The 22,614-nt window shown below is 47.1% G+C and carries 25 protein-coding genes and 4 pseudogenes; 14 read left to right on the top strand and 15 right to left on the bottom strand.

The features are described 5' to 3' along the window. The first annotated feature begins 56 nt into the window (after positions 1–56). Complete coding sequence (locus tag N0B36_RS10530; RefSeq protein ID WP_047500815.1) at positions 57–929, top strand: phosphorothioated DNA-binding restriction endonuclease; 873 nt, start codon at positions 57–59, stop codon at positions 927–929. Between the two features lie 186 nt (positions 930–1,115). On the opposite strand, the gene N0B36_RS10525 is transcribed toward N0B36_RS10530, so the two are convergent. From N0B36_RS10525 to N0B36_RS10480, 10 genes and pseudogenes are all read right to left on the bottom strand, one after another. Next, positions 1,116–2,123, bottom strand: a complete 1,008-nt coding sequence (locus tag N0B36_RS10525; protein WP_004108748.1) for a restriction endonuclease — start codon at positions 2,121–2,123, stop codon at positions 1,116–1,118. Positions 2,124–2,434: 311 nt separating this feature from the next. Then, positions 2,435–2,728 carry a toxin gene (locus N0B36_RS10520; protein ID WP_259687743.1) on the bottom strand — a complete coding sequence of 98 codons (294 nt, stop codon included), beginning with the start codon at positions 2,726–2,728 and terminating at the stop codon, positions 2,435–2,437. 20 nt (positions 2,729–2,748) lie between these two features. Next, the gene (locus N0B36_RS10515) at positions 2,749–3,090 is read right to left on the bottom strand and encodes a type IV toxin-antitoxin system YeeU family antitoxin (RefSeq protein WP_125346778.1); all 342 of its coding nucleotides are present in this window, start codon (positions 3,088–3,090) and stop codon (positions 2,749–2,751) included. Between the two features lie 10 nt (positions 3,091–3,100). Continuing rightward, positions 3,101–3,643 (bottom strand): RadC family protein, encoded by a 543-nt coding sequence (gene radC, locus N0B36_RS10510; protein WP_088498146.1) that lies wholly within the window; start codon positions 3,641–3,643, stop codon positions 3,101–3,103. Between the two features lie 12 nt (positions 3,644–3,655). Then, a pseudogene (locus N0B36_RS10505) lies at positions 3,656–4,098 on the bottom strand (antirestriction protein). Continuing rightward, entirely contained in the window at positions 4,098–4,952 is an 855-nt protein-coding gene (locus N0B36_RS10500) for a DUF932 domain-containing protein (RefSeq protein ID WP_259687742.1), read from the bottom strand. Before N0B36_RS10500 ends, N0B36_RS10505 begins: the two are co-directional and overlap by 1 nt. Positions 4,953–5,071: 119 nt before the next feature. Further along, positions 5,072–5,545: a hypothetical protein gene (locus N0B36_RS10495; protein ID WP_219555458.1), complete on the bottom strand. Its 474-nt coding sequence runs from the start codon at positions 5,543–5,545 to the stop codon at positions 5,072–5,074. Positions 5,546–5,616: 71 nt separating this feature from the next. Next, positions 5,617–6,069 (bottom strand): hypothetical protein, encoded by a 453-nt coding sequence (locus tag N0B36_RS10490; RefSeq protein WP_060175534.1) that lies wholly within the window; start codon positions 6,067–6,069, stop codon positions 5,617–5,619. A 35-nt stretch (positions 6,070–6,104) separates the two neighbouring features. After that, the gene (locus N0B36_RS10485; RefSeq protein ID WP_259687741.1) at positions 6,105–6,821 is read right to left on the bottom strand and encodes a YafY family protein; all 717 of its coding nucleotides are present in this window, start codon (positions 6,819–6,821) and stop codon (positions 6,105–6,107) included. 243 nt (positions 6,822–7,064) lie between these two features. Beyond that, on the bottom strand, positions 7,065–7,940 hold the full coding sequence (locus tag N0B36_RS10480) for a GTPase family protein (protein WP_185922548.1): 876 nt from the start codon (positions 7,938–7,940) through the stop codon (positions 7,065–7,067). Between the two features lie 528 nt (positions 7,941–8,468). Between N0B36_RS10480 and N0B36_RS10475 the strand changes: the two genes are divergently transcribed. Both N0B36_RS10475 and N0B36_RS10470 read left to right on the top strand, forming a co-directional pair. Beyond that, on the top strand, positions 8,469–9,440 hold the full coding sequence (locus N0B36_RS10475) for a reverse transcriptase family protein (protein WP_259687740.1): 972 nt from the start codon (positions 8,469–8,471) through the stop codon (positions 9,438–9,440). Then, positions 9,437–10,765, top strand: a complete 1,329-nt coding sequence (locus tag N0B36_RS10470; RefSeq protein ID WP_259687739.1) for an ATP-binding protein — start codon at positions 9,437–9,439, stop codon at positions 10,763–10,765. Before N0B36_RS10475 ends, N0B36_RS10470 begins: the two co-directional genes overlap by 4 nt. 421 nt (positions 10,766–11,186) lie before the next feature. Here the strand turns inward: N0B36_RS10470 and N0B36_RS10465 are convergent, their stop codons facing one another. Beyond that, positions 11,187–12,104: a hypothetical protein gene (locus N0B36_RS10465; protein ID WP_039567658.1), complete on the bottom strand. Its 918-nt coding sequence runs from the start codon at positions 12,102–12,104 to the stop codon at positions 11,187–11,189. A 414-nt stretch (positions 12,105–12,518) separates the two neighbouring features. Here N0B36_RS10465 and N0B36_RS10460 point away from each other — a divergent pair, with 414 nt between their 5' ends. Both N0B36_RS10460 and N0B36_RS10455 read left to right on the top strand, forming a co-directional pair. After that, positions 12,519–13,097, top strand: coding sequence for an inovirus Gp2 family protein (locus tag N0B36_RS10460; protein WP_259687738.1), 579 nt, complete (start codon positions 12,519–12,521; stop codon positions 13,095–13,097). Between the two features lie 107 nt (positions 13,098–13,204). Next, the gene (locus N0B36_RS10455; RefSeq protein WP_259688178.1) at positions 13,205–13,414 is read left to right on the top strand and encodes an AlpA family transcriptional regulator; all 210 of its coding nucleotides are present in this window, start codon (positions 13,205–13,207) and stop codon (positions 13,412–13,414) included. Positions 13,415–13,632: 218 nt separating this feature from the next. Here the strand turns inward: N0B36_RS10455 and N0B36_RS10450 are convergent, their stop codons facing one another. After that, on the bottom strand, positions 13,633–14,241 hold the full coding sequence (locus N0B36_RS10450) for a DUF1062 domain-containing protein (RefSeq protein ID WP_259687737.1): 609 nt from the start codon (positions 14,239–14,241) through the stop codon (positions 13,633–13,635). 568 nt (positions 14,242–14,809) lie between these two features. Between N0B36_RS10450 and N0B36_RS10445 the strand changes: the two genes are divergently transcribed. The 8 genes and pseudogenes from N0B36_RS10445 to N0B36_RS10405 all read left to right on the top strand — a co-directional run bounded on the left by N0B36_RS10445 (position 14,810) and on the right by N0B36_RS10405 (position 18,934). Continuing rightward, positions 14,810–15,202, top strand: coding sequence for a VOC family protein (locus N0B36_RS10445; protein ID WP_185922543.1), 393 nt, complete (start codon positions 14,810–14,812; stop codon positions 15,200–15,202). A gap of 144 nt (positions 15,203–15,346) precedes the next feature. After that, a complete protein-coding gene (locus N0B36_RS10440) occupies positions 15,347–15,823 on the top strand; it encodes a GNAT family N-acetyltransferase (RefSeq protein ID WP_072413939.1) in 477 nt (158 codons plus the stop codon). Between the two features lie 339 nt (positions 15,824–16,162). Further along, the gene (locus tag N0B36_RS10435; RefSeq protein WP_001054379.1) at positions 16,163–16,420 is read left to right on the top strand and encodes a YjhX family toxin; all 258 of its coding nucleotides are present in this window, start codon (positions 16,163–16,165) and stop codon (positions 16,418–16,420) included. An 11-nt stretch (positions 16,421–16,431) separates the two neighbouring features. Next, positions 16,432–16,979: pseudogene (locus N0B36_RS10430) on the top strand (GNAT family N-acetyltransferase). Between the two features lie 55 nt (positions 16,980–17,034). Next, entirely contained in the window at positions 17,035–17,781 is a 747-nt protein-coding gene (locus N0B36_RS10425; RefSeq protein WP_060175516.1) for a cyclopropane-fatty-acyl-phospholipid synthase family protein, read from the top strand. Between the two features lie 127 nt (positions 17,782–17,908). Beyond that, the gene (locus N0B36_RS10420) at positions 17,909–18,160 is read left to right on the top strand and encodes a zinc ribbon domain-containing protein (protein ID WP_153852676.1); all 252 of its coding nucleotides are present in this window, start codon (positions 17,909–17,911) and stop codon (positions 18,158–18,160) included. A 63-nt stretch (positions 18,161–18,223) separates the two neighbouring features. Then, positions 18,224–18,511 (top strand): annotated as a pseudogene (locus tag N0B36_RS10415) (VOC family protein); the annotation flags it as partial. Positions 18,512–18,521: 10 nt separating this feature from the next. Beyond that, positions 18,522–18,934: pseudogene (locus N0B36_RS10405) on the top strand (putative zinc ribbon protein). A gap of 244 nt (positions 18,935–19,178) precedes the next feature. Here N0B36_RS10405 and N0B36_RS10400 read toward each other — a convergent pair. From N0B36_RS10400 to N0B36_RS10390, 3 genes are all read right to left on the bottom strand, one after another. Further along, the gene (locus N0B36_RS10400; RefSeq protein ID WP_259687734.1) at positions 19,179–19,502 is read right to left on the bottom strand and encodes a hypothetical protein; all 324 of its coding nucleotides are present in this window, start codon (positions 19,500–19,502) and stop codon (positions 19,179–19,181) included. A gap of 16 nt (positions 19,503–19,518) precedes the next feature. Beyond that, positions 19,519–20,490, bottom strand: coding sequence for a toll/interleukin-1 receptor domain-containing protein (locus N0B36_RS10395; protein WP_259687733.1), 972 nt, complete (start codon positions 20,488–20,490; stop codon positions 19,519–19,521). 81 nt (positions 20,491–20,571) lie between these two features. Further along, complete coding sequence (locus N0B36_RS10390) at positions 20,572–21,087, bottom strand: hypothetical protein (protein ID WP_259687732.1); 516 nt, start codon at positions 21,085–21,087, stop codon at positions 20,572–20,574. 341 nt (positions 21,088–21,428) lie between these two features. On the opposite strand from N0B36_RS10390, the gene N0B36_RS10385 reads away from it, so the two are divergent. Continuing rightward, entirely contained in the window at positions 21,429–22,346 is a 918-nt protein-coding gene (locus N0B36_RS10385; RefSeq protein ID WP_125275871.1) for a WYL domain-containing protein, read from the top strand. The last annotated feature ends 268 nt before the right edge of the window (positions 22,347–22,614 follow it).

The following is a 22,614-nucleotide window of genomic DNA, read 5'->3' as shown; positions in this document are numbered from 1 at the left end:
TGATCAGGTGATATTTTGCGAGCATCATCGCAATTATTTACCTGATAATGAAATCAATGACTTCCAGTAAAACCCTGCAACAGGCAATTGCCGACATCACCATCTGGCGTAAAGGCGAGCAGCGTGCGCCGCACAAACCTTTGCTGCTGCTTCATGTGCTGGCGGGTTATCAGCAGGGTCACGGTCGCCTGTTTGACTACGGTTCGGAAGTTCGCGACCCATTGCATAGCCTGCTGGAACGATTTGGACCACAGCGCGCGCAGTACCGCCCGGATATGCCCTTCTGGCGCTTACAGGGCGATGGGTTCTGGGAGCTACAAAACGCCGAGCAGTGCTCAACATCCGGCAGCAGTAAACAGCCCCCTGCCGGAGAACTGGTGACGCATAACGTTGCCGGAGGCTTTGATGAACAACATTTTACTCTGCTGAAAAAGAGCAAAAACCTCATCAACACCCTGGCACAGCAAATCCTCGAGGCGCACTTCACCGAAAGCATTCAGGAAGAAATCGCGGATGAACTGGGGTTTGATATCCTGCAAATCCGCAAACAGCGGGACCCGTTGTTCCGCCAGCAGGTTCTGCGTGCTTATAACTATGAATGCGCCATTTGTGGCTTCAATATGCGCCACGACAGCACTTCAGTTGCGCTTGAAGCGGCCCATATCAAATGGAAACAGCATGGCGGCCCGTGCGAGATTTCAAACGGACTAGCGCTGTGTGCAATCCACCATAAAGCCTTTGATAAAGGTTCGATTGGGCTGGATGAGAGTATGCGGGTTCAGGTGTCACCCGCAGTGAATGGCAGCGGCATGGTGGGCAGACTGTTCTGGGATTTCGACGGTAAATCGATAGCGCTGCCGATGATGCGCGAGAATTATCCAAAAGAAGGGTTTGTAGAGTGGCACAGGAAGGAGGTGTTTAGGGGATGAGGGTGAGTGCGAAGGCCGGACTCGAGTTTCACACCCAATAGACTGATATCAATTTAGTTTATAAGCAGGAATAATTATTTATACCCACACTTGTACCCACAAGTTAAAATCCGTATAAAAAATAGACATCGCGAGTGGGTATAAAGCCATACCAGTAGAACACCGATATGGCTGTCGAAGCAAGACTCAGGCAGGTAGGAACGTTTTCTTCAGAGGCACCAATAGCTTGGTCTCGATATCGACTTGCTCGTAGTTCTCAATAAGCGCACGGACGAGATCATCAAGCGTCCAGAGCGTCAGAGGTATCGTCGAGCGGTCGGCTTCATAGCGAGCATCTTTCGTAAAGCCCCCCGTACTGACATAAAGCCCGCGATCGTCTTTATGGCGACCGCCGATAAAGCTGCGAATCTGCTGACTCCCCATTTGCTCCCTACGATGCTTTACCTCAACGATAATTCGTGGATTTTCAAAACCGAATCCATCGGGTGAAGCAATGATGTCTTTACCCCGATCGGCACCCGCAGGTGAAACCTGCGTTTTATAGCCCATACTGCGTAAAACTCCGGCAACAAGATTTTGCATCTCATCCCAGTCAAGAGAGTTGATACGATCTTTGATACCCTCAAACGCCAGCATTTCCATATCGCGAAGCGGATCAGAAACAACCTCATCTTCATCCATCGCAATTGGATTCTGAGTAATTACATCTGCAGTGGGTTTCTTATCCTGCAAAAGCTCTTCTAGCGCATATTCTGGAAGCTGGAAAACCGTCAGCGTAGAACCCAATGTGTTTTTGGTAGCGACAGACAGTCTATCGCGGTCGATTTCTTGAGTATTCCATTTAACCTGCCGAGCGATCCCCATCCCCTCTTCCACCCATTCAGGATGATATTGGAAGTCGGATGTGACTTTGCCTAGCAAATAAGTACGGTTGGCTGGCGAATAGGTAATAACCCAATCACCCTTTTGGATCTCATTCACAAAACGCCAGACCTGCGATGCACCAGAACGGGCTGTTCCCAGCTTTGTTAAGGGATCTGCCTCCTGGTATAAGGCGAGTAACTGGGCTCGGGACAGGCCGGGTTTGACTAATGGAGCCAGCTGAGACCAACCGATGCCTACAATTTGCTTATCGCGAAAATCGTCATAGAGCTTGCCGCCGTCACCGCGAATCATCCACATTCTGTTGCCCATACCCGTCCCTTCATGAGGAAAAGAAATTAAGCTGGATCATAAGCTTGTTCGCCGCATGCGTCAAAACCATCAACAACGACGGCCCAGCATTCCCGGATTGTACTTGCGATAATGTGCCCAGTTAAAATTACAGCTTCTATTTGCATGATATTTCGTCCATATAAGTAAAAGCACCAACCAGCATCGGCAGGTGCTTTTTGGAATGAGTAAATTAAATAAGTAAGGAAAGCTGCAGTGTGAATCAGGAAGGCTATTCCCAATATTCACCGTGCCGCACTAATACGATTTCTTTTCAATAAACCAGTTGCCTGTCACGCCCGCAGAATATCGACTGCCCGCAGATATGGGGACTGTTCTTGCCAGTCGAATCCCCTGCGATCAATACGAACCAGCCCGTACTTTTCCACCAGAAAATTAACGGCATCGGCCAAAGATTTACCGGCATCGATATGTTCCTGAATTACCGTTTCATCACTGAATGGTGTGTCGTTGAGTGTCAGGCCATAATGTTGTTCCAGCAGGCGTGCAAGCAGCATTTGCCACACTGCCACGGGCGATAGACATAGCGTCGCCGCCTGCGGAGTTGTTGCAGGTAGAGTTTTCATATTTGCTCTTGTGGAGTTAGTTAACGTTGAGTGGGGTAAACGGCGATGTATACATAGCCGCAACTGCCAAGGGTATCGGCTTCGCAGGTGAAACCATTGTGGTACAGGGTGACACAGTGGGCATGGCGAGGATTTACTTCACCAGTAGTCAGCATCGATTCCATCTGGCTGATAAAATGCGGGAATGCCAAATCCAGCTTAAGACATTCTGCTTCGCTGAACTTACCGGTGATACTGGCCCGGTCAGCCAGATAGTGCAGCCGGTTTCCCTCCTGTACCAGACGAGCGCCAAAGCAAGGTGTCACATTACGATTCAGACCCCATTTGAGAAATGAATCGTTCTCTGAGTCAGTAGATTTCATTGAAGAGCCCTCACATCCAGCCTCGCTCTGCAAACGACACAATTCCATCTGAACCGATAACCAGATGATCGAGAGTGTTCACATCAACCAGTGCCAGCGCTTCTTTAAGCCTGCCCGTAATGTTGCGATCGCATTGGCTGGGCTCCGGATCACCGGATGGATGGTTATGCGCCAGCACGACAGCTGCAGCATTGAAGCGAAGCGCTGACTTCACTATCTCACGAGGATGGACCTGGACATGGTTAATCGAACCAGCAAATAGCGTTTCACTCTCCAGTAAACGGTGCTGGTTATCGAGATAGAGCACCATAAACACTTCCCGTTCTTGTCCTGCCAGCTTTAACCGAAGCCAGTCACGGGCTGCCGTACTTGAAGTAAAGGATATGCCAGGCTGACGAAGATATTTATCCAGCAGGTTGATAGCGCGGCGGATGGTCCGTTGGGCATAAGGTGTCAATCCGGAGGTCGCGGGGAGCAGGCAACCATGCTGGGCCATAACCGTCAGTTGGAAAAGTTCAGGCTGTAATGACACCGGGGATAATGCGGTATTCATGTCAGGTATTCCTCAGTCGATTAGATGCATAATGGAGCTGCATTCCGGATGGATTAGCGCGTAGTCGCGTAAGCGATAATAGTGTTCAGTCATCGCGTCACACTCGGTGCGACAGGTATGGTGGTTGTAAGCCATCAGACAGGCGACCATCCCTGCAGCTTCACTGGTAAGCTCTGCACCATTGCCGTTCATGCTGTTGAACAATGCCCACTTCTCACCGCTCTCTGACTCTGGGCCATAAAAGCACCTCCATTACTGAGCGTCGAAAAGCGCCAGATACCGCCGTGATAATCGACACACAGCCGGTCCATCCAGGCGAAAATGCGAGGTTCAAGGGTTATCCACTGCGGGATGGTGCCAAAGTGCTGCGGCCAGAAGCCGATGCGTAACTCATCCGGGACAACTAAGGCCGTAATTGCTGCTTGCTCAGCGAACTGAAGGTTTTGTGTATTCATTATACTATCTCCCTTATGCCGGAACCGTTGTTTGACGCCCGAAAAAAATCGAGCATGTTTTCTGCCATAACCCACAGGGCGCGGTTGAGCTTCACATCGCCGTCAATACCGGTAACAGCACGGGTGCGATTACTTTTTCCCTGCGCGGTTCGCCCTGACAGACCACCTTTCATCAGGTTCTCCTGCACGCGCTGGTATACGGTCCACAGGTCATCGCTGTCATCCTCCCGGCGACGCTGGGTCAGCAACTGCGATACCGTGACCGGCTGGTGGTCATCACCAAATCGATATTTCAGTGCGGCATTCGCCAGCGCGTGACGGGCCGGGGCTGGCAGCGCCAGCGACTGCATTGCATCGCGCTTCTCATCCACCCGGTCAAACACCCCGAGCACTTCGTAAGCCCCTTCAATCACCTTCTCGACGACATTACCTTTATGCGGTACCCGCACTTCCCCGAATGACTGGCCACAAACCAGACCGTTGGTACAGACGCCTCGAAATAGCCCCGGCAGCATCTGGTAGCTTGATGAGCCGTCATGACTGTTGAGCAAAATGATTTCCGGTACCTGACGCCCGGTCAGTTGACCGGCACGACGCAGGCGAAGCATGTGTTTGGTGTGCTCCCGCTTGCTCTGGTCACGAACCTTCGTCTGGCAGGCAAAGAACGGCTCAAAGCCTTCACGCTGCAGGCTTTCGAGAATGGTAATGGTAGGGATGTAGGTGTAACGGTCTGAACGAGATTCATGCTTGTCACTCCCGAACACGCTGGGGACATGGCTCATCAGCTCTTCGTGGGTCAGAGGCCGGTCACGGCGTATCTGGTTTATACGACCAAAGCGGCTGGCTAATCGCATAGCTAACTCCTTATCTGATAATGAAATAAAAACAAAAAGGCCATGTTCCCGAAGGAGCATGGCCTGTTGCTATCTGGTGCTGGTGTGTTGCGAGGTGGAGAGGACTGAAATGTAAGTAACTAATCGCTGTAGTGTGTGGTCCGGCACTCACTGAGGTCAGACAGCTCTTTTTGCGTATTCTTCAGACCCGGACTGAAAGTGCCTACTTTTTTATCGCTGACATAAACATCGAAATTTGCTGCCTGCCCCAGTGCGTCAATAAATGACACCCAGGCATTATCGCCATTCCTCCAGCCGAGGGATGAAGGTAATGAGAACTGACTGTTATCAATGACGACCGTTATTTCCGTCCCGTCGTCATGAGAACTTACTGATGTTCCATCAGGCAGAGTGAGATCAACACCGTGTTGCAGAATATTCTGCGCATCCGGATTGCCAGTACAGTTCAGATTAAACACCACCTTCTCCGGGCTGGTAATGATATATTCGGTCACGCCCATCCCAAAACCACTCGCCCACATATTGGGAATAGCCTGTGCTGTTGATACAGAAGCCAGCATAGCTAATGTAAATATTACGTAAGGCAGTCGCATAATGTTGTCCTCAAATCATGTAATAAAGCTTTTGTTGTTTAAAACAATAAAGTAATGAAAAAAAAGTTGGATTATTTTATTTGTTTGTAGCGAAACGCTTCTTTTCCAGCATAAATCCCGACAAGATCGTCATAACGAGGGTCCTTTTTATTCGGGCGGAACGTTACTTTCATATCGGGACTGCACATATCCTTCATGGTGAGATTGAATTCTTTACCTGGCGTAATGGTATACCCTGTTGCCACATCGTCTTTACTGGGAGTGATCCACCCCCATATTCCCCCCGGACAATCTCTGGAAGGTTTCGAGCGAACAACAATAAACCATCCCATTGAATCCACTTCCGTCGCTGTACACAGTTTTCTGACCTGTCGGTGGGCATCACACCAGAATATATTTCCACTTTTATTATTCACTACCGCAGGCAGGAACCCGCTATAAGGACGTGCTGCGTGAGCATTACCTGCGATAAGTAAGGGAAAAAACATGACTGGCAGTAAAGACAATAATTTCAATTTTTTCATTAGATTAACCTTACATTCAATTGTGGAGACCATCTCTAATCAGTTTGTCCGGATTGCCCCCGACTTTCTGATGGAGAAAATGAATTCAGCGACTGCTGAATAAAACGGAAATGAGGTAAGGCAGAGATAAAATGTTTGTCCTCCGACAGCTGATAGAGAAGCTCACTGCGAATAAATGTTTCCCGCGATGGCCTTACCAGATGAATCTCATCCAGCCGGAAGACTCGTAATTGCCTGTTATGTTCAGCGACAAGATACCAGTAACCGTCAATAGCGATTAGCCGGTAAGGTGCGATGGCCTCATGACGCTCCCCTTCAGTCAGAACGGTGATGCGCTGACATCCCGAAATAGCTCTGACCAGCCTGTAGAAGCAGAGCTTTCCTGCCGGGGGATGAGGTCTGTCCTGATGCCATACCAGACAGGGTCGATCATCACAGTCCAGCAGGCTGCTGATCAGTCGCCGGTCAAAGCCAGGGAAAACCCCGGCCAGCCCCGTGCGGTGAGCAAAGGTCAGAATATCTATTTCCTGCCGCGTACTGTGAATATCCGAGCGCAGACTGCACTGCCCCTGGTAATAATCCAGGTCGAGATACATCAGACGTTCCCGAAAGTCACGACGCAGCGTGCGCTCTGACACCCCGAATTCAGTTGCCAGTTTGCGAATAAACAGAGTTTCACCGGACACAAGGCGGCTAATAATCAACGACAACCTGACAGCAAGCCGGTCATGTCGCCGCTCCTGAAGCGTCATGAAAGATTTCTCCTGAGAAGTTAACTCTCTGAATTAATACTGATTACTTTAAAGGAAGGAGTGGACAGGGTATGGACAACATCGGAACTATTTTTTATGAGCAGTCCAGCCTTGTGGGCGCTCGTCTGACAGACAATGATGCTTCCCCTGATTTAATTGATGATAAAACGCAGTGGAAAGGACGTGTCCACAATCAACAAATCATTAACAACCAGTTCATCATTCGCAGAGAAAATTGCGATATCAGAAGAATATCCAGTCCCAGACGGCCCGTGCGACCGACACCACCGCATCACGCACGGTACGAATCACCGTTTTCAGTGGCGCAGGCAGGAATGACGATGACTCAACCGTATCAAAAACCCGGCCCACAGCGTCACCGAAACTGTCACGGGCCTGCGACTTTACCGGCTCTGTGCAGAGTCTCCCTTGCAGTTGTGTCACCACCGGGCTGGTGGCGCGGTCAGGCAGACAGCGCATCATGGCTGCCACCATCTCCTCAATGCCCCATCCAGTGCGGGCGGACACCACACAGACCGGATGATGCAGTTTAAACATCGCCATAATCGCTGCCTGCTTCGCTTTAAGATTTTCCAGTTGGTGCGGTGAAAGCTTGCTGGTGAGGGTATCCCATTCATGACAGGGTTCGATTTTGTCGGCCTGGTTAATCACAAACAGTACCTTTTGCCTGTAAGGTTGCATCACACCGTGCCAGAACTGCTCGTCCACAGTTAGTGCCCGATCATCGGCCTTAATGACCCACAGCACCAGGTCCAGCTCCGGCAGCATACGACGGTACAGGGCACGGTATTCGTGATCCCGCCACCCGTTTTCACCTACCCCCGGTAAATCGACAATCACCAGACTGTGACGACCGCTGCGCAGCCGGAAGCGCAGTACGTCGCGAGTACAGGCGTTCACGTCACTCACCGGAGACACCTCGCCCCGGAAAAGTTCGTTGCAGAGAGAGGATTTACCAGCACCACTTTTGCCCATGATGCCAATCACCGGCTCGTAGTGAGTCAGGTTCTGGATACGTTCAAGAATAAGCTGGCGAAGCGTGCGCGGAAGCGACGCGAGCGGTTGTTCAAAGGCCTGAAGGCCGTCAGGTTTATTCATACAGTAGTCTCAGCGTGAAAAATAAAAAACCCCGCTTTCCAGTCAGGAAGGCAGGGATTCACGGAGATAATATCTATCTGAAATTATTTGGAATTTTAGATTAGCACGTAAAGGACTTTGTGCAGTCTAGAACTAAACGATGTCCGCTTAGTGCCAAGAGCGGACGTTGAAACTGCCATACTAACGGTGTTTGGCGGAATACTTTTAGTAACATTTAATACTAAACCATCAGGTAACGAGGCTATGAAGGGGCTATGTATGCTTAATGTACTGAATTTATCCCAGACGACTGATACCGAGCATGACGAGACAAGCTTGATAAAATCAATGGATGGGGTCATAATGAGCCTATGCTTCTGACTTGGAGTATCTCCGGTCAAACAGGAAGCCTCTATAGGCAGTATAGTCTCGTAAATTATTAAGGCTCCCGTGAAGTGATTCTTGGGGGCCTTAATAATTTATGGGGCCGCAGGTGCTTCAGTACATTCTACTGACGGCTTTATCATACTAATCACAGGTAAAGGATAAATGAAAGATAATAGCCTGGAGAGTGTGTTCAATTCCTACTTCAATAACAAAAAGAACTTTGCCGATTTCCACACCCTCCGTACGGAAGACGAAGTACGCCTGATTCCCCTCAGCAGAGCTAAAACTGAACTTTATCAGTGCTCCGCGAGGCTAAAGCTGATTCATACTTTTCTTTCTCGATTTGTATTCAGCGAAATGCCTGTGAGGAAAGACATCGTTTTCTCTTACCGGAAAGAAGTAAATATTACCGACGCAGTACGACCGCACTGTAATAGTGAGTTTATTTTTAAAACGGATATATCGAATTTCTTTCCTTCAATCAGCGGTGATGTAGTGTCCAATAAGCTATCAAAGTACTGTGCAACTATACGTACGGTTGACGCTGAAGAGGTAAGGGATAACATCAAAAGGATTGTATTCCTATGTACGATTGATAATCGCTTGCCTATTGGGTTTTCATCCTCTCCATCAATCAGTAACTTCTGCTTCTACGATTATGACAATCTTATAGATTCCTACTGTCATAATAATAACTATATATATAGCAGGTACGCGGATGACTTAATTATTTCATCTCAACATGAAATATCTAAAGACACAATTACAACTGACCTTAAATCCATACTTTCATCAGACCCATTACTAAAACTTTCAATCAATCATAAAAAAACAAAAGTTATCACGAAAAAATATGAAAGAAAGATTTTGGGGATCAGCATACTTAACGACGGGAAAATGACAGTTAGCAAAGCAACCAAAACGGATATTGAAGTAAAGCTGCATCTGCTCAAAACCGACAGAGATAAACTGGTCAATTATACCGGAGCAGATGAAATGTCATCGATTTTATCAATCGCAGGTGTGCTGAGCCAAATCAATAATATTGATCAGGACTACCTGTTTCACCTCCGGAAAAAGTACGGTAACTCTATCATTAGTAAGTTGCTCAAAGGGAAGGACTTGCTCAAATGATTCTTAGTGTTGATATTAGAGAGCTTCAGCATCTCGCCAACATCAGCGTGTCTTTTGACTTCACTCGCGACCCGCTAATCTGTATGACAAGTAAGAATGGCGTTGGTAAAACTTCCATCATTAAAGCCTTGGCCCTGCTCAAGGACACTGCCATCGTGAGCAAAACGTCATCCGTGTTTAGTATCAGCGAAGAGACAAAAATAGACGTTAAAATTAACGATGATATTTACACTTTTAGGTTTAATGACGGTGACCTTGATACCAAAAATATTCTTCGGGATGAAACATTTATAAATGTCGAACTGCCCATTCCATATGGAAAACGGTTCTCTGATTTTCCCGCCTTGGGTAACATCGACATGACGCTTAGGGAAATGTACATAAAAAATGATTATCAGGATGCACATGAATTAATATCTTTTTTGAGTGCTGTATACAAAGATACAAATAAATTCGACAATTTGAAGTTCGTTACCATTAAAGGTGTGAACTATTATTTTCTACCGCTTGATAACAACCGCTATATCCGCGAAGATTATTTTAGTTCGGGAGAGTTTTTTGTCATCAGTATTTTCAGAATGATAACCTCCTCCAGTCAGCTTATTATTATTGATGAAATAGACGTCTCACTGGATTCCTCCGCACAGGTTTCTCTAATGAGTGCAGTCAGAAATATTTGCGTGGAAATGAATAAGAAAGTTCTTTTCACCACACACTCACTCGCAATTATGAAGACCATCTATGAATATGGCACCCCTATTATTTACCTTAAAAATGAAAACGGAATTATAAACTATAATCTGGTTTCATACAGCTTTATTCAATTTGAAATGTTTGGGTTTCAAGGCTTTGATAAATATATTTTCACCGAAGATGTGACACTTGAAAGTTACATAAATCTTAAACTCTCAACTATAGAAACTAAAAACAGGGTTAAGGTTATTTATATCGGTGGCTGTAGTAACGTCGTTGATTTAATGAAGCGTAATGCCAGGACTGGATTTATCTGCTCCCCCCAAAATGCGATAGCCGTTCTGGATGGTGATTCTAAACAAAAATATGGTCACCGTGCAGATGTAATTATCAGTCCTTACGATGACATTGAAGATGAGGTCTTTAGAAAATATAAAGAAGAAAATGCATATTATAAACTTCCTGATGTTGCGCCAGATAATGCAAAATCTAAAGCCTACTGGAAAAAGTTGCAGGAGAGGCGTGAAGACCATAACCTGACCCAGGAGGATATTTTTACGATTTTGGAACATGGTTTTGATGCTCAATTGTCTGTTTTTTATGATAAATTAAATTCATTTGTTAATAGTTGAATGCATAACAATCAATGGCATTTCACTATAATCGTTGTTTTTGGTTCCTGAATCGCTGATAGAACAGTATTTGAATAGCCTCTTATCATTAACTAAGGCGAAGAGGCTTCTTTGAAACGTAACATAGCGTGCTTCGTCCTTTACTGAGAAGGTGCACGGGGATGCTATGAATAAAAATATAGACTGGTAGTTTGGTGACTATATCGTCAGGCATACAGGGCCAATGTCCGCTCCTCGCTCATAGCGGACCTTCAGAGCTAGCTTGTATGCTTCGAGCCAGAAGTAAACGTTCTAATTTCCATACCTCGACTATGTGCTCTGTACATAACGGGACAAGAGAAAGGTAGCTATAGAACCTTGGTCGATTCAGATACATAACAATACAGAGAAATCAGACGAACAAACCACTGAGATCATAAAGCTATTTAGCGGATCGCCGATAAGATTTTGATGCCTGCCATGCATGTTTCATCTTCTCAATAAACTCCAGCTTCTCTTCAGGCTGGACATTCCACACATCTATAGCCGCAATAATCATGTCATAACGCATAGACGTGTTATATGGGCGAAGATAGCCTGCTATTCGTTTTTTTCCTTTGAGATAGTCCCAGAGATATACTAACTGAGTTTCATCATCGCGGGACATCCAGTCAAAGTCTGTCAGAAAAAAATCGTATTGCTCAAGCCACCGATCATGCAGCTTTTTGAAATAAGAGATCTTATCTCCAAGGGAGCATGGAGCTTCATCAATGTACCTCATTATACCGTTGATCAGTTCACGCTCAGTTACCGGAGTGGGGTTGTACAGATAGGTACTTGCTCCCGCGTTCAGATAAAATCGGGAGAAAACACGTTTCGGTTTTTTCGAAGCGGTAGCCTGTGGATTAGTTATCAGATCCCAATCAATATCGTCCAAATCAATATTCAAATTAGAGAAATCAAGATTTGTGAAGATATTGTCGTCCATTAAAAGAGAATTAAAACCACCTGCACAACCGACGTCATTCCCCAATCCACCAAGTGTCAACCCTGCAGATTTTACTGGGTATTCAAAAATATAATGGTGAGCAAACCACGATGCTCTTGTTGAACCTTTGAAACAATCAAAATAATCTTTATCAATCAGTTGCAGGTCGGCCCATTCTTTAAGTATTTTCCGCGCAGCTTTGATTCTGTCCTGATCGCCAAGAAAATGTCGTTCAAGTATCTGAGAGATCAAGCGTCGAAAATCATCCGGCGTATCATAAGTACTGCACAGTAACGAGTGATCTGTATTGAAAAAACTATCCAGCGCTTTTAGGTACATTATCTCGCTGCGGATCATATCGTAATGCAACATCGCCTTTCCCTCTGTTTCTGACTCCCAAAAACAGATTAGCATGAGTACCTTTTTGGTTGGTGGAGTCGGGTCACAGACCTGAAGGATGACTGATTTTTAACTGATATCTTACTGATTTTATTTTGATAATACTCTGATGTTTTACTGCGTTATTCCTGTGATTTTTACTCTAGGATCCTCCTCTGTTCACCTCATTAGAATCGTTCACCAGCAGATATGAACATTTGGGTTTTTAGTATAATTAAGGGAACTTCCTGTTTCTATACCACCCTGTCCATAGCTCCTTCCCCCAACAAGCAACCCTGCCTGTATTCCCCTGGATACACGGCTCCCTGTATCTGCCGTATCCCCGCTTCTCTTAAAAATTACATCTCATCCCAATCCTTTGTACTCCTCCAGACAAAGGATAAATCAATGCACACACCTTACCCCTTTAACCCCAAATATACGATGAACTGGTTTCTACTGTCTCTGATCAATGACCACCTGAATCAGCTACTGAACCGATACTCCCGAATACAGGCACTCAGACTCGACCTGTTCTATCAAAAAGGTACAGAGCCCTTTAAACGTCATTCATGGAACGAAACAGAGCGAGAGGTGCGCATGCTGGTTGAACGCACCCTGCAGCACACAAATCTGGCTGGGTATTTCTGGGTACTTGAGAACTCTGTAGACCACGGGTGCCATGCCCATATCGTGTTCTATCTCGACAGGCACCTTAATCAGGCTACCTACCCAATAGCTGAGAGAGTCGGAACAATATGGCGGGAAATCACGCAACGAGAAGGCTATTACAACCGCTGCGAATACAAGCCCGCTTATGAAGTCAGTATTGATAGGCCAGTGAACTACGATGATACCGAAGCCATCGATAACCTGCGCTACATCATCAGCTACCTTGCCAAAGAAGAACAAAAGCACGGTCACTATCACTACGGAGCCAGTGAGGTTCCGTCGCCCAGCGGATTGGGGCGTCCTCGCGCGGTATAACTCACGTTCTGCACTTTTTTACGTATCAATCCATTGATGTGGAAGGGCTGGTGGTAACGAGCAATCACCCACCAGCTCAGGATAAACCCACAATGGAAGACAGCATCATGACAGAACAAATTTCTTTGCTCGATGATCAACTGGTGGATATGCGGTTCATCACGAAGCTAACGGGGCTGACAGATAAATGGTTTTACAAGCTGATAAAAGATGGCCTGTTTCCGAGACCAATTAAGCTGGGCCGCAGCTCCCGCTGGCGACAGAGTGAAGTCGAATTATGGTTACAGCAGCGCATTACGGATTCGCGCGGCCAATGATACAACCCATTCAATTAAGCTACGCCTTTGCCGATACCCCAATCCTTAAAGCACCATTCAGACTCGGCTCAATTCAAGCGATATCGTTTATCACCCCATTCACTAAAGTTCTCCATTCTGAAGCTGAAAAACTGAAGCTCCCCTATCCCCGGCCTATTTGGCATTATGTTGAACCGCTACCACACGGGCGTTTATTACCTCAGGGGAGCTTCATGTTTTTAACGATGCGTCAGAACAATCCTGCGCCTGGCATATAACGTTTCCGCAGACAGCTGGAATTCATATTCCGCTGCCTTCAGCTTTCTCGATTTAAGCATCTTCATCGTAACGCCGCTGATCTGCCCTGCCTCAACCCCTTTCAGAATTTCACCTGCACTCAGCACGAGCTGTTGCTTCAAAATCGACAGCAGACTTACCTGAAATGAACGGGAGATCCTGACACTAACGCGAACCCGCTGGTGGGCGGTGATGCTTAACTGCCAGCGCTCCTGAACGGTAAAGCCAAGCCGACCCGATAGCTCTGCGTTGTTCCGCTTCAGCGTCGCGATATCACTTGCAAAGTGCTGTACCGTGGCGGCATCGTTTGTCATTAGCCGATGATAAAGCTGGCGGTCAATTTTTCTAACGTGCAGACGAGAAAACAGGGAGATATTCCAGGTGTAATCGCAGTGCGTGCATTTATAGATACTCCATACATCCAGAAGCTTCTTTTGAGAATTAACCCGAAATGCACCTGACGCCGTGAAGTCCCGTTTAATCTTGCAAGAAGGGCATCGTTTCGCAATGCGCTGATACCCCACAGGCGTGACAGTCCATGTAACTTTCATAACGTACCTTTTTTAACCAATACAAAATCGGATCCGTACTGAACGGACCATGAATTTTTTGTATGAAAAATATTTAAGAGTTATTTTTCAGCGGGTTAAAAAAAGATTTCCAACGTTACAATCCTGTCAACGACCAAAGAGATACAGTAAGACTATCAAAGCGGCATTCATTGGACATATGAGTTGAGTCAATATTCATAATGTTATCAGCAGCATCTCTTGATCTGACCCGCTAAACGCCGCGCAGCAAATCTGTATATTTAGTAGACAATTAAACGACAGAAGGTGCGTGTTATGACATAGCACGAACAGTTTTGTCAGGCCTATGAGATGCCGATATCCGCCTGTATTCTTGCTTAGAGCGCATTTACTCTTTCCGGTGATGCAACTCGATGGATTTACTTTCTGCTGGCGGCAGGATGACCTTCCACTACGCGGCACTGCTAGCCGGTATAGCCGTCATCTATTGGTTTCCGGTCTGCTTAAACTGGGCAAGCAGCACCAGGGGCAGTCAGTATCACCGGTAGGCTGCCAGGAGCAATAATGCAAAAGAGATTAAGGAGGGTTTATGTTTTCTTACGTGATGCTGGGTACTAACGATCTAGAGCGCGCCATAAGGTTCTACGATCCGCTGATGGAATTGCTTGGACATCCAAAGGCAGGCCGTAATGAAGAAGGCGCATCCTGGGGGACGTTCTGCAATAACCATACCATCGGATTGTGCGTCGGCAGGCCCTTTAACCAGCAACCAGCGAGCGTTGGTAATGGCACGATGGTCGCACTGAATACCCACTCGTTTGAACACATCCAGCAGTTGTACGAACTTGCTATCAGTCTGGGCGCTAGGGATGAAGGTACACCGGGGCACAGGCCACAATACGGACAGGGATTCCATAGTGCCTATGTACGCGATCCGGACGGGAATAAGCTGGCGTTTGTGTTCTATGCCGATGAGGGTTGAACATCAAACTGACAGTTTTCGTGTTGTGTATGAAAGCGGCGACGCACCGGACATAGTCAGAGAGTAGCCGTCGGGCATAGCGTCAGGCGGTAACTCTTGTAGTCGCAGAGACTGGGGCAGGAGAATCACTAAACAGGAAGCCTTATGCAAATAATATCGTCAAGATGCATCATTCGACCATTTCAGTCACACGAAATTGAAAGTTTTATGGTGTATCGTAATGATGCTGAGTGGATGAAATATCAGGGATTTAAGGGGCTAACAAAAGAGGACTATGAAGCAGAGTTGCTGGGAGTTCTTACACCTGCTCGCGGTATTCAATTGGCCATTGTCAACAAGCTGACGCAGGTTTTGATTGGTGATATTTATTTACGTCAGCAATGCGATGTGTTTTGGCTCGGCTATACCATCAGTCCCGCTTATGCTCGCCAGGGATATGCAATTGAAGCAATTACCGCCACGATCGACTGGATAAAAGAGAACGGTTTTTCACTCATCAAAGCCGGTGTGAATCCGGAAAATACCCTTTCAATAAAATTACTTATCAGGATTGGCTTCAACTTTTCAGGCATTGAAGAGGGTGAGCATATTTATGTTCTGGATTTAACAAAAGGAGAATAACCTCCGGAGGGGAAAAGCCAATGAGGCCATATAAGGGGTACTAAAACCTGCATTCGTCAGTGCACCTGCCTTTTTTCAGTAAATGAGCTGGCGTTCGATTTCCGAAGTACATCACACTTTTTCTACTGAAACATATCCCTGCTAAAACTTCGTGTTATTATTCGCTCCGTAAATACCTTTCAACTCTACCCGAGGCTTTGATGCTGGAGAATGTAATCATCCGATAATCAGCTTACCGACCTTTTCAGGCCGGACTGATTATCAATGCGCCGAAATCGAATGCGGACACCGCTGTGTGTTTGCACGTTTAGCACATGATGATTAAACAGGTTCTTCAGTATGAATTTATCCCGTCAGGAACAACGTACGTTACACGTTCTCGCTAAAGGTGGACGTATTGCGCACGTCCGCGATTCTTCAGGCCGCGTCACTTCCGTTGAATGCTACAGCCGCGAAGGGCTGTTGCTGACCGACTGCACGCTCGCCGTCTTCAAAAAACTCAAAACCAAAAAACTTATCAAGTCCGTCAATGGTCAGCCCTATCGAATTAACACTACCGGGCTGAATAACGTTCGCGCTCAGCTCGATAATCGCTAAGGAGAGTTTCTATGACAGCACACCACTTCACTTTTCAAATCACAGATGAAAGTGATGCCAGTGATATCCGGGAAGTCGAAACCCGCGCATTTGGCTTCAGCAAAGAAGCCGATTTAACGGCCTCTTTACTTGAGGATGAAAGCGCGCGCCCTGCGTTATCGCTGCTGGCCCGACATGAAGGCAAAGCCGTCGGGCATATTTTATTTACCCGGGCAACCTTCAAAGGGGAAATGGATTCACCGCTGATGCATATCCTCGCTCCTCTGGCGGTCATACCGGAATACCAGGGGATGGGCGTGGGAGGACGGTTGATACGCACTGGCATCGAGCACCTGAGATCGATGGGCTGCCAGATAGTATTTGTTCTCGGCCACGCCACCTATTACCCCAGACATGGGTTCGAACCCTGTGCCGGAGACAGAGGCTATCCGGCACCTTATCCCATCCCGGAGGAGCACAAAGCCTGCTGGATGATGCAATCACTCACCGCTCAGCCCATGAACGTGACCGGCCACATCCAGTGCGCGCAGGCCCTGATGAAACCGGAGCACTGGCGTGAATAACAATCTTGTTGTGCCCTTTTTGGTGCTTAACCCAATAACAGGAATTAAATAATGGATATCCCACGTATTTTTACCATCAGCGAAAGTGAACACCGCATCCATAACCCGTTCACCGAAGAGAAGTACGCCACGCTGGGTCGCGTGCTGCGTATGAAGCCGGGCTCCCGCATTCTTGATCTCGGCAGCGGCTCGGGCGAGATGCTCTGCACCTGGGCCCGGGATCATGGCATTACGGGGACTGGCATCGACATGAGTTCGCTCTTCACCGCGCAGGCCAGACGCCGCGCCGAAGAACTCGGCGTCAGCGAACGCGTACATTTTATTCATAATGATGCGGCGGGTTACGTCGCCAATGAAAAATGTGACGTGGCAGCCTGCGTCGGCGCGACCTGGATTGCCGGAGGCTTTGCCGGGACAGTCGAACTGCTGGCGCAGAGCCTTAAACCGGGCGGCATCATGCTCATCGGTGAACCTTACTGGCGCCAGCTTCCGGCAACGGACGAGATAGCCCAGGCCTGCGGCGTCAGCTCGACAAGCGATTTCCTGACGCTTCCTGGGCTTGTCAGCGCGTTTGACGACCTCGGCTACGACGTGGTGGAAATGGTACTGGCGGACCAGGAAGGCTGGGATCGGTATGAGGCCGCGAAATGGCTGACCATGCGCCGCTGGTTGGAAGCCAATCCTGACGACGATTTCGCCGCCGAAGTCAGGGCCGAGCTAAACATCTCGCCGAAACGCCACGTAACGTACGCGCGGGAATATTTTGGCTGGGGCGTGTTCGCGCTCATCGCCAAGTAACAACAGGTTCCCGGTATTTCTGACTGGAGATACCGGGGGCTTCGCCTTGGCTTTGATCTGATGCATCACCTACACAATACATACTCTGTATGTTTATTAATCAGCACGTTACCATAAGGAGCATCATATGTCACAACATGAACAGTTCTGTCAGGCTTGCGGAATGCCGATGTCGGCACCCGATGCACACAGTGCCAGTGATCAATATTGTACGTACTGCAGCGACAGCTACGGCAATCTCAAACCCTGGGAAGAAGCGGTATCAGGTTTAGCCAGCTTCCTTGATTCCTGGCAAAAAGTCGGCCCGGAGGAAGCTCGGAAGCGAGCAAAGCGTTACCTGACGGCAATGCCCGCCTGGGCTCATAAAGCAGATGAATGATTTGAGCTGATTATCTACACTCACCCCTGAATCCATTAAGGAGAGCCAGTGTTTTCTTAAATCATGCTGGGAACCAACGGCCTGCCACGCGCCATTAGATTCTACGATCCGCTGATGGAGTTGCTGGGATATCCCCGTGGCGGCCGGAATGAGGAGATCACATGGTGGGGCGTATTCAACGGTAATAATACGACGGCACTGGGTGTCGGAAAACCTTTTGATAAACAGGATGCCACGACCGGAAATGGTGTGATGGTCGCCCTGATTGCGCGGTCTGTCGAACATATCCAGCAGCTTCACGCGCTCGCTTTAAACCACGGTAGCACGGACGAGGGAGCACCTGGCCTGCGGAGGTGGTGATATGCGCATGCTGAAATGTTATCTAGCAAATAACCGTAGAGGTCACTTTGTGACGGCTGACGAAGCCATGAGCGCACCGGCATATTTATGGAGCTGCGCCTCATGTGGCTGTCGTCTGGCGCTGCATGCAAGCTATTGGCCTGGTTTGAACACGACCAGCGCTCAGTGGCGCAACATGTACAGATGAGCTGTGCCCATCTGGATCCGGAAGTCAACGCGGAAACTCGCCACAGAAAGTTACGCAGCATTATCGACGGATTGGATGTACCGGTGATAACAAGCTCCTGGTACTGTGTCTGGTGCAGTGCTCATTACAGTGGGGATAAATACTGTGCTTCATGTGGGACGGGCATTTACAATATTGAAGAATCCAGTTGGCAACTCAATTACTGCTGCGACATCGGTCTTGAATAATGGCTGTCAGCTTGGAGGACCCACGTGATCTGTATTGTATTCCTGCAGCTGCCTTTATACGTTTCAGATCCTTAACGGATTGATGCGCATTCCGTTGAATATCAGCGTTGTAGCTACCTCTTCTTAACGTCTTCTTTGATGTTGGTGCTCACTGTGATGCTGAGCTGATTACAAGAGCAGAAATCAATAACTCCCGACTTTTCCGCGAAAGAACTGAACGCGAGTGTGCTTTACAAGACCCTTATTATCTATCAGAACAAAACTTTTCCTGAAAGTGCTGTCGGCATTCAGCTATTGCTGAACATATATCTCGTGCAGGGCGCATGTGATAGGTTATTGCTGTCTGGAATCCCTTACCGGTTTGAAATCCCAAGTGTTCAAGACTTATAACATCGTCAGTCTTGATCCAGCCATGCTCACCATGCTCACCGATATTTCCCTCACGATAAACGATGATTTTCTCCGGATAGTCAGGATTTTCACCTTCCTTCGAGAAAATCTCATAGCGGACATCGCCAGTGCGTTCATTGCTCAACAGCAGTACTTTTACCAGATTGAGTTGTACCATTGTTGCCTCCCGGTCCTCAGGACATACGTTGTTTTACGGATTTGAAGAACATATCCCACAAATGTTCTGCCATACCTTCATTAGTCAGTAATGTGTTATGACTGTTTCCGGAGAACCCCATCATCGTGCGAAAACCCAGAGACTGACCGTTATCCGCCAAACTTAAACTTTCGTTGTAGCTGTTTCGAACCATGCCGTCATGACTGAAACAGACTGAGCCTACCCCATGGAGTCTGTCACCACGCCAGACCCCACACTGCCCCGTCCGGGTACCGTGTAAATAAATCGCGCAGGTGAACGCGCTGGAGTCAACCGGTTGAAATTCCACTTCTATACCTGGGTTGCGTTGTTTTAGCTCGAAGAGAGAGTTTTCGAAATAGCGTGCAACATACTCAAAACCTTCACGGCTAGCCCGATCTTTATCGAGATCGCTGAATGTTTTTGGAAGCGAGAGGTTGCCAGATCGGGGCTGTAAAACTGTATTTACTGACGGTGATAGTTGAGCCTTTGATGAAGTTGAAGCGTGGGGCACTTGGGTTGAATTGTTGGTATCAATACGGGCAGCAGCCTTTGATACTGCATCAACAACCTGCACAAACCCGTCATCATGACTGGGAAACTGAGTAATCGGTTTCCCATCTTTGGTTGCGGCCTGTAGCTTACCAAAAGGAAGATTGTGCCAGGCACAATTGCGCAAAATCACCGGGATGACTATCGCTTCTCCTCGTTCATGCCGCGCCATTGCATTCTTAATTTCAATATTCCAGCAATAATCCGATGCAATGAAGTCGCTACTGACTAACAGCAGAATAATATTGGCTTCGGCGAAATAGCGATCTATTTCATGCTCAAATTCCTGCCCAGGAGCAATACGTCGGTCATGCCACGCGCTGATTGTTCCCATGCGTTTTAACGGTGAGAGATGCGTTTCGAGCTCGTTACGCAAGGCTTCATCTGCATGAGAATAGGAAAAAACGAGGGTAGCCATAAACGTTAATCTCTCCTTAAATATCCTTGATATCCAGCTATTGTAGTTAGTGTAAAAAGGGGCAAACAGCCCCTAACACGATTAACATGTACCCATCCCATCAGGAGGCATCTTAGGGTTGGCTGCAGCTTGGTTTACTAATTTAAGTATCGCTTCCTTGCCAAACTCCTTGCATAGACGAGCAATGTCCCTTTGTGCATGTGAACGTTTATGTTGCGCGTGTAACCTTGCGCATTTCCTCATAATCTCCTCCGGTTCGGATTTCAGAGAATGAAGATCCTCTTTACTGATGAAAAAAACCGCCTGATTGGTGATTCCACCAACATCAGAGCCCGTTGAAACGGAATTTGTTGAGACAGGGAGATTCTTCAGCTTCAAGGAGTGAATGACCGCAGATGCTCGTTTAACGCTAAAATCGGCATTAATTTCATACCCTGCAGTTGTGATCGTTTTTCCATCACATAAGGCTGCAAATACGCACAGGCTTGATTTTTGCAAACGCTTTATCACGTCAAGCATGATGAAATTGCCTGAAAAATAAGCATTGAGCTTGTGCCGCGCAATTTCGGGTGAATACTGGTCGGTTACTTTTTCCATCAGTTACTCCAAATCGGTTTATTGGTACCGTTACTGGAGCCACGCTTGTCGATTACGTTGTGAATAACGTATACTCGAAATGCGATTAGCAGGGCTCAAGTGGCGGATTATTCCTCCGCAGAGGTTTTGTTTTTCTGGTGAAGGTTGTCTGCAAACAACCTTCACCATCCCTTCCAGAAGAAATACTCATACAGAACAATTGTTCTATCCAAATATTCCTCCAGAACGATACTGCTGATGATCAATTTATCAACAGGTGTCAATCCTAACTCATTGCAAGCAGTAGATCAATATGTAATAATTGACAGTATACTTAATGTATCATCTATCGGAGTGTTACGATGACAGAATTTCATGACGTTCATTTGGAACTGCTTGTTGAAGCCTATTCGCTTCCTCAGGCAGAGCGACTGGCGTACATCGATTTGTGTATACGCTACCTCGGCAGCATATCCAGGGCCGAAATTATGGCTGAGTTCAAAGTTGCACAGGCTGCAGCCTCAAAAGATCTTGCTTTATATCGGGAACTCAAGCCAGATAACTGTAGTATTGATACGGCAACCAAAAGGACGATTATTTCTCATGGTACCTATACTCCATTGGTGCAGATTAGTGTTCATACGGCGCTGAATCTGATCCAGTATGGTTTCTCTCGTTCGGAGCTGATGCAAAAACGTCCGATGCTGCCGATTGATGAGATAGACCCGCTTTATCTACCCGAGCGTTTGAAGGAAGAACAGGTCTATGTTGTCACCAGGGCAATAAAAGGCCGCTATGCGATCAAATGCACATATGGCTCAGAAAGTGGCGAGCATGGCAAACGGATACTATTTCCATCAGCATTATTTGTAGATCGGAAAAACTGGTACTTCAGAGCTTATGATCGAAACGATTCGGATCCAAAACTGAGTGGGTTTAAAAACTTTAAGTTATCGAGAATTTTTGATGTTGAGCAAGAGGAATCGATACTGCCGACAGTTGCAGAGTTGACGGACAGAGAATGGAATGAGGAGGTTACCTTTATCATTGCATTCAAAAAGGATCTTCGACCTGAGATTGTAGATAAAATCTCCCGCGAGTTTTCGATCAGCGGTAATGTACATTCTGTTACATGTCGCGCTGCTTTGGCCTGGTACGTAAAGACCAACTGGAAAATAGATCTGACTGGAAATAACAATAATGGTTGGTTGTACTTTGATGTCCTGAATAAAGAAGCTTTACAAGAAGTTAAATGCCTGGAGAAGTTGTTTGAAGAGTAATATTTTCAGTCACTGCTCTTCCAAACTGGAGTTTGGTTGCGGATGGGCAAGTTATTGCGTCAACATTCGCTATCTACTGTCTTACGCTAGGTGTGGTTCGGGAGACGTCACATGTTGATGATGCATAGTAGCTGAGACTGATAACGATTCAGCTTGCCCGCTAGTGAGTAGATGTACAGGCTCTGTACTGCCTGAGCATCCTAAATTACTGATCCACTACAACCCGTATTTGCAGGTTGAGCGACCTTTGTGGATGGTTTCACCGAAC

Origin of the sequence: Citrobacter sp. XY323, assembly GCF_025106035.1 — a bacterium.
Taxonomy (GTDB): domain Bacteria; phylum Pseudomonadota; class Gammaproteobacteria; order Enterobacterales; family Enterobacteriaceae; genus Citrobacter; species Citrobacter braakii.
Note: the sequence above shows the minus strand (reverse complement) of the source record. Positions and strands in the feature narration are given on the sequence as shown.

Coding starts and splice junctions, on each gene's coding strand:
- N0B36_RS10530 (WP_047500815.1), top strand. CDS start 57: ATGACTTCCAGTAAAACCCTGCAACAGGCAATTGCCGACATCACCATC.
- N0B36_RS10525 (WP_004108748.1), bottom strand. CDS start 2,123: ATGGGCAACAGAATGTGGATGATTCGCGGTGACGGCGGCAAGCTCTAT.
- N0B36_RS10520 (WP_259687743.1), bottom strand. CDS start 2,728: ATGAAAACTCTACCTGCAACAACTCCGCAGGCGGCGACGCTATGTCTA.
- N0B36_RS10515 (WP_125346778.1), bottom strand. CDS start 3,090: ATGAAATCTACTGACTCAGAGAACGATTCATTTCTCAAATGGGGTCTG.
- radC (WP_088498146.1), bottom strand. CDS start 3,643: ATGAATACCGCATTATCCCCGGTGTCATTACAGCCTGAACTTTTCCAA.
- N0B36_RS10500 (WP_259687742.1), bottom strand. CDS start 4,952: ATGCGATTAGCCAGCCGCTTTGGTCGTATAAACCAGATACGCCGTGAC.
- N0B36_RS10495 (WP_219555458.1), bottom strand. CDS start 5,545: ATGCGACTGCCTTACGTAATATTTACATTAGCTATGCTGGCTTCTGTA.
- N0B36_RS10490 (WP_060175534.1), bottom strand. CDS start 6,069: ATGAAAAAATTGAAATTATTGTCTTTACTGCCAGTCATGTTTTTTCCC.
- N0B36_RS10485 (WP_259687741.1), bottom strand. CDS start 6,821: ATGACGCTTCAGGAGCGGCGACATGACCGGCTTGCTGTCAGGTTGTCG.
- N0B36_RS10480 (WP_185922548.1), bottom strand. CDS start 7,940: ATGAATAAACCTGACGGCCTTCAGGCCTTTGAACAACCGCTCGCGTCG.
- N0B36_RS10475 (WP_259687740.1), top strand. CDS start 8,469: ATGAAAGATAATAGCCTGGAGAGTGTGTTCAATTCCTACTTCAATAAC.
- N0B36_RS10470 (WP_259687739.1), top strand. CDS start 9,437: ATGATTCTTAGTGTTGATATTAGAGAGCTTCAGCATCTCGCCAACATC.
- N0B36_RS10465 (WP_039567658.1), bottom strand. CDS start 12,104: ATGTTGCATTACGATATGATCCGCAGCGAGATAATGTACCTAAAAGCG.
- N0B36_RS10460 (WP_259687738.1), top strand. CDS start 12,519: ATGCACACACCTTACCCCTTTAACCCCAAATATACGATGAACTGGTTT.
- N0B36_RS10455 (WP_259688178.1), top strand. CDS start 13,205: ATGACAGAACAAATTTCTTTGCTCGATGATCAACTGGTGGATATGCGG.
- N0B36_RS10450 (WP_259687737.1), bottom strand. CDS start 14,241: ATGAAAGTTACATGGACTGTCACGCCTGTGGGGTATCAGCGCATTGCG.
- N0B36_RS10445 (WP_185922543.1), top strand. CDS start 14,810: ATGTTTTCTTACGTGATGCTGGGTACTAACGATCTAGAGCGCGCCATA.
- N0B36_RS10440 (WP_072413939.1), top strand. CDS start 15,347: ATGCAAATAATATCGTCAAGATGCATCATTCGACCATTTCAGTCACAC.
- N0B36_RS10435 (WP_001054379.1), top strand. CDS start 16,163: ATGAATTTATCCCGTCAGGAACAACGTACGTTACACGTTCTCGCTAAA.
- N0B36_RS10425 (WP_060175516.1), top strand. CDS start 17,035: ATGGATATCCCACGTATTTTTACCATCAGCGAAAGTGAACACCGCATC.
- N0B36_RS10420 (WP_153852676.1), top strand. CDS start 17,909: ATGTCACAACATGAACAGTTCTGTCAGGCTTGCGGAATGCCGATGTCG.
- N0B36_RS10400 (WP_259687734.1), bottom strand. CDS start 19,502: ATGGTACAACTCAATCTGGTAAAAGTACTGCTGTTGAGCAATGAACGC.
- N0B36_RS10395 (WP_259687733.1), bottom strand. CDS start 20,490: ATGGCTACCCTCGTTTTTTCCTATTCTCATGCAGATGAAGCCTTGCGT.
- N0B36_RS10390 (WP_259687732.1), bottom strand. CDS start 21,087: ATGGAAAAAGTAACCGACCAGTATTCACCCGAAATTGCGCGGCACAAG.
- N0B36_RS10385 (WP_125275871.1), top strand. CDS start 21,429: ATGACAGAATTTCATGACGTTCATTTGGAACTGCTTGTTGAAGCCTAT.